Raw genomic sequence first — 5072 nt, 5'->3', positions numbered from 1 at the left:
CCGACCGGCAGTTCCGCGTTGAGCACCACGTCCGGGACGGGGAACTCGCTCACCCTCGCGCCCCGATCTGGGAGACGGCGGCGGCGGCCTGGCCGTGACGGATCAGCTCCTGTGCCATCTGCTGGCGCTGTTCCTCGGCCTGCCGAGCCTGCTCGGCGGCGACCCTCGCGGCCTCGGCCTGCTGCTCGGGGCTCATGCGGCCCACCCCGCGAACAGGTCGTCGGCCTCGGGGCCCTGCTCGTTGTCCTGGCGCTCGACGTCGTCCATGACGTCGTCGAGGCCGGCGGTCGGGGCGGGGACGCACTCGGAGCAGTGGATGGTGGCGATCCGTCCGCCGATCACGACCTTCGCGGCCTTGAATCCGCCGCAGTTGTCGCAGGTCGGGCGCTGGAAGCGGCCCACGGCAAGGACTTTCGGTCCCTCGTCCGGGGAGGTGCTGAGGTCGGGGTTCACGTGTGTGGTGACGGCACGCTTGGACCTGGGAAGATGACGCACTGGAGATCCCTCTCGGTGAGAACGGCAGGGGTGTCCGTGACCAGCCGGAGCAGCAACTCCGGCTCGGTCCGAGAGGGTCGGGGCAGCAACCCCGGCCCTCTTCGCTATTCCAGTAAGCCCCATCGAAGCTACGTTGTCAACAAGCTAAGAACGTGACTTCGTAGCTTGTTAGCTGTAAGGTCGTGGGACACGCGATCAGCGGGAGGGAAAGATGGGGCTCCAAGTGCTGGAACCACCACCGACGAGGAGAGGCGAAGTGCCCGATGAGCAGGAGCAATCGGCACCCGCGACCGAGGACAGGGTCCTCATTAGCGGACGGGTCCGAGCGTCCGTACGGCGGCGCATGAAGCTCTACGCGGCTGCCCACGACGTGAACCTGCAGGACCTCCTCGACGAAGCGCTCGACGAGTTCCTCCGCAACCGAAACGCCTGACCCGCACGACACAAAAGAAGGCCCCAGCGGTTGTAGGGACCGCCGAGGCCGAGACGCAGAGATATGGAGGTCTGTATGCGTCTGTCCCAGACTACGGCCGGAGTGCATCCGTCCTGGTCACAAGCAGCAGGAAACAGTCAGGAGGTTGACTGGTCGGCGACTCTTGACCGGATGGTGTCCGGCACCCCGGCATGGATCCTCAGCGTCACCGCCGGCGCGGTGGTCCTGGTGTGGCTCGGCCTGACGTACGTGGCGATCCGCACCGTGTGGCGGGCGTCCGAGCGGTCCCGGAAGCGGCTCGCCGAGGAGCGCCAGGCGGCGGTCGAGGCGGGCAAGGAGCCGGACAGCGGGCGGCGGCCCTCGCTGCCCAAGCGGCTGTACGTCATGGCCCTGTGCTCCATGAGCGTGTCGCTCTACGGCATGTGGGGCTTCGCCCGGGAGACGGCCCAGCTCCCCGAACCGTTCGCAATCGGGTTCCTCGCGGCGTTCGACCTGACGGAGCTGGTGCTGTTTACCCTGCTCTACAAGCGCGCTGACAAGGGCTGGACTACTCAGCTCCGTCTCATGCATGACCTGGCCTGGTGCCTGGTCGCCGTGTCCGCCACGGCCAACTTCATCCACGCCCCCAACGCGGCGAGCGCTCCGTTCATGGCGATCATGCCGATCGTCGCGGCGGTCGTCATCGAGCTGGAGTTCCGGGCGGTCATGAAGGGGGCGGAGCTCCCCGACAACGAGGCCAAGCCCGGTCCGGCCAAGCTCATCGGACTGCTGTGGACCAAGGGATGGGCGGCCCTCTTCGCCGGCCTCGACATCGACCCGGCCAGCAAGGGCGGGCAGGTCTACCGGGCGGCCCTGGCGAAGAAGGCGGGTAAGAAGCTGTTCCGGCTGCGGACCCTGCTGGAGGCGCACGACAAGCTCATCGCAGACAGGGAGGCCAAGCGGCGTCGCCTCACCACGGCGGTCAAGGAGCTGGAGCAGGCGCGCAGGGCGGCAACGACCGCCATGGATCGGGCCGACTTCGCCACCGACAGCAACCAGGCGCTCGCTGTGCTGCGCGGCCTGGGCGGGTGGACCGAGGTGGACGACGTCGCCACGGTCAGCTTCAAGGACCCGCTGGAGGTCACGGACTTGATGGAGCGGGTGGCCATCATGCCGGCGGCCAAGCGGATCGAGAACGCGGAGCGCGCGGCAGAACTGGAAGAGAAGGCAGAGCGCGCGGAAGCCGCGCGTCAGGAAGCCGAGAACGCTCGGCAGCGCGCGGAAGCCGAGATGCGCTCGGCGACCGAGGAGAAGGCTGCGGCTCAAACCGCGCGGCGGGAAGCCGAGGAGGCACTCACCAAGGCGGCCGAGGAGACCGAGCGGGCCAAGGCTGAGGCGGCGCGCGCGGAAGACGCTCGGGAACGCGCGGAAGCTGCGCGGAAACGCGCGGAATCCGAAATGACCGAAGACGCGCAGAATGTCGCTCTCCTCGCAGAGCGGGCCGAGGAGGAGCAGAAGAAGCTCACCGCGGCGGCCGAGGAGCTGGCCCGGGTGCAGGATCTGGTCGCCGACGCGAGCGAGCAGCGCCGCGTGGCTACGGGTGAGGTGGCCTCGATCCGCGAGCAGCTGCAGCGTCTGGTGAATGAGCGGGCGTCCGCCGAGGACACGACCCGCGCCAAGGCCGAGGAGGCTCGTCGGGTCGAGGGTGAGGTCGAGCGTCTGCGGTCGGCTCTCGTCGATGCGCAGAGCGCGGTCCGCGAGCACACCACGGCGGCCGAACGGGCCGCTGAGCTGCGGCGGGAGGCCGAGGGGAAGCAGCGCCTGGCGGCCGAGGAGGCGGCCCGCACGCGGGCTGAGGCCCGGGAGGCGGCGGAGCTGCTGGAGTCCCTGCGGCCCCAGCTGGCCGAGCGGCTCGGCGGTGAGGCCGAGGCGGTCGCGCTCGCTGCGGCGCCGGCCTTCCGCAGCCCGGACAAGCAGGCCGGTTGGGAGGAGTACATCGCGGCCGTGCGGGAGGGCCGGGAGCTCCCGACCTACAAGGAGCTGGCGGTGGTCTACGGCGTCTCGGAGGGCAACACGAGGAACTGGCTGATCGAGTTCGGCAAGAAGCGGGCCGCCATGATCGCCAACGGCGGTGCTCGGCAGTCCGAGGGCGCAACCGAGCGCCCGGAAAGCCTCCGCGCAGAGCCGAGCAGTGCGCGGCGGGAGCCGAGCGGCTCCCGCGCAGACGGTCACGAGCGGGCCGAGGATGCCGCGCAGACCCGTTCGATCAACGGCCAGCGTCAACCGGTCTGACGCTGTGTCAGCCGGTTTTGCTCGGAAAGTATCCACAGCCTCGCCGTTGCAGACTCGCCCAGCGGGGGTCATCCGATCGCCGTATGCGGCAAACCGAGCGCTTGCCGAGCGAACCTCCCCAAAAACGCGCAGGGGGATGTCCGACCCCGCGCGTACGGTGCCTCACAAGGTCATCGGCCCTGAAACGGACAGTGCCCCCGGGGGCGATTGCAGCGCCTACCCGGGGGCGGAACGAGACGACAGGAGAAGAGCACCCCATGATGTCCCACGCGAAGATTAAGGCCATGGAGCTGGCGGCCACACCGCTTCCGGGGCCGCCCGGCAGCGATCCGGCCACGGGCACCGGCAACCCGGCCCTCATCGACCACCTGAACAGCTTCAACCACTTCCTCATCAGCCCCGGCGGCATCGCGCTGGGCGTCGCAGCGGCGGCCACGCTGGGCGGCATCGGCTGGGCCTGGGCTCAGTTCAGCCCGCGTCCCGGGTTTGCCTCCAAGCGGGAGATCCGCGACGAGATGAGCGCCCGTCACGCCCGGGAGCTGATCCCGCAGACCCGTCCGAGCCTGGTCGGGCAGGAGAAGAAGGTCCCCGCCACGGCGTACGCCGTGCCGCTGGGCCGTCTGCGCTCCGGCGGTCTGCCCACCGGTATCTGGGGCACGCCGGAAGCGAACTACCTGATCCTGGCCCCGTCGAGGCAGGGCAAGTCCATCATCATCAACTCGATGATCTACCAGTGGGACGGTGCGGTCGTGCACACGTCGTCCAAGGTCGGCGACCACCTGGCGACCAAGGAACTGCGTGAACTGCTCGGCCCCGTATGGGTCTGGGACCCGCTGGGCCTGTCCGGCTCCGAGCAGCTCAACACCTTCCGCTGGGACCCGATCCGCGGATGTGAGGTGCGCGACGTGGCCATTCAGCGGGCCGCGTACCTGCTGTACGGCGCGCGCGGCGGCGAGAGCTCCGGCTCGGGCGTGGACGCGTTCTTCAAGTCCACGGCCTGCGAGGTTCTGTCGCGGTTCATGCACGCGGCTGCCCTCGGCGGGAAGACCATGATGGACGTCTACGCCTGGTCGCAGAACCGCAACGACCAGACGGCCGCGAACATCCTGAGCATGGCCGGCGCCCGGGACTGGGCGGAGCTCCTGGTCCAGCGTCAGCAGGTCGTACAGGGCACGGGTGACGGCATCTTCACGACGCTGTCCAACGCGCTCGGCTGGATGGCGAACCCCAAGGTCGCGGCCACGGTCCTGCCCGGCCCCGGTGAGCACTTCGACGCCGAGACCTTCCTGCTCAACCAGGGGACCCTGTACATGATCGGCAGCGACAAGCCGGGCAGCGTCGTCGCCCCGCTGTTCGTCATGTTCGCCGACTACCTGCGCTCGGTGACCATCGAACTGGGCAACAAGAACAGCTCCGGCCGGATGGACCCGCCCTGCCTGTGGGCCCTCGATGAGATCGCCAACATCATCCCGCTGCCCGTGGACAAGTGGATGCCCGACAGCGGCGGTCGCGGGATCACGCTGGTCATCGTCATTCAGTCGCGTGCGCAGCTGTACGACGTGTGGGGCGAGCAGCGCGGACGGATCATCTGGGACGACGCCAACGTGCGCATCTTCCTGCGCGGCATCGGAGACACGCAGGTCCGCAAGGACATCAGCGAGATGTGCGGCACCTACGAGAAGCAGCGCAGAACGACCACCACGAAGAACGGGGAGACCTCGACCAGCGTGGTCTCCGAGGACAAGCCGGTCATCACTCCCGGCCAGGTCTTCAAGCTCAACAAGCGCCAGTCCCTGGTCATCTTCGCCGGTTGCTCGCCGGTCATCACCCACATCAAGCCGCTGTGGAAGCGGAGCGACGTGAAGAAGCTGAC

5 protein-coding genes are annotated in these 5072 nt (G+C 68.8%); 3 read left to right on the top strand and 2 right to left on the bottom strand.

The genetic code is table 11. The features are described 5' to 3' along the window. Nucleotides 1-49: 49 nt before the first annotated feature. Both STRTUCAR8_RS52525 and STRTUCAR8_RS16595 read right to left on the bottom strand, forming a co-directional pair. Nucleotides 50-196, bottom strand: a complete 147-nt coding sequence (locus STRTUCAR8_RS52525; RefSeq protein WP_006376955.1) for a hypothetical protein — start codon at nucleotides 194-196, stop codon at nucleotides 50-52. After that, the gene (locus STRTUCAR8_RS16595; protein ID WP_006376952.1) at nucleotides 193-495 is read right to left on the bottom strand and encodes a hypothetical protein; all 303 of its coding nucleotides are present in this window, start codon (nucleotides 493-495) and stop codon (nucleotides 193-195) included. The genes STRTUCAR8_RS52525 and STRTUCAR8_RS16595 overlap by 4 nt, the downstream gene beginning before the upstream one ends. 256 nt (nucleotides 496-751) lie before the next feature. On the opposite strand from STRTUCAR8_RS16595, the gene STRTUCAR8_RS53385 reads away from it, so the two are divergent. The 3 genes from STRTUCAR8_RS53385 to STRTUCAR8_RS16585 form a co-directional block, all read left to right on the top strand. Next, entirely contained in the window at nucleotides 752-928 is a 177-nt protein-coding gene (locus tag STRTUCAR8_RS53385; RefSeq protein WP_006376953.1) for a ribbon-helix-helix domain-containing protein, read from the top strand. 171 nt (nucleotides 929-1099) lie between these two features. Continuing rightward, the gene (locus tag STRTUCAR8_RS16590) at nucleotides 1100-3199 is read left to right on the top strand and encodes a coiled-coil domain-containing protein (protein WP_006376951.1); all 2100 of its coding nucleotides are present in this window, start codon (nucleotides 1100-1102) and stop codon (nucleotides 3197-3199) included. A 257-nt stretch (nucleotides 3200-3456) separates the two neighbouring features. Continuing rightward, nucleotides 3457-5072 (top strand): type IV secretory system conjugative DNA transfer family protein (locus STRTUCAR8_RS16585; protein WP_006376954.1); only part of this gene is annotated, 1616 nt, incomplete at its 3' end.

The organism is Streptomyces turgidiscabies Car8, from assembly GCF_000331005.1.
GTDB lineage: Bacteria > Actinomycetota > Actinomycetes > Streptomycetales > Streptomycetaceae > Streptomyces > Streptomyces turgidiscabies.
Note: the sequence above shows the minus strand (reverse complement) of the source record. Positions and strands in the feature narration are given on the sequence as shown.

What these genes read in the sequence shown, in the direction of transcription:
- STRTUCAR8_RS52525 (WP_006376955.1), bottom strand. Translation starts at nt 196, where the DNA reads ATGAGCCCCGAGCAGCAGGCCGAGGCCGCGAGGGTCGCCGCCGAGCAG.
- STRTUCAR8_RS16590 (WP_006376951.1), top strand. Translation starts at nt 1,100, where the DNA reads ATGGTGTCCGGCACCCCGGCATGGATCCTCAGCGTCACCGCCGGCGCG.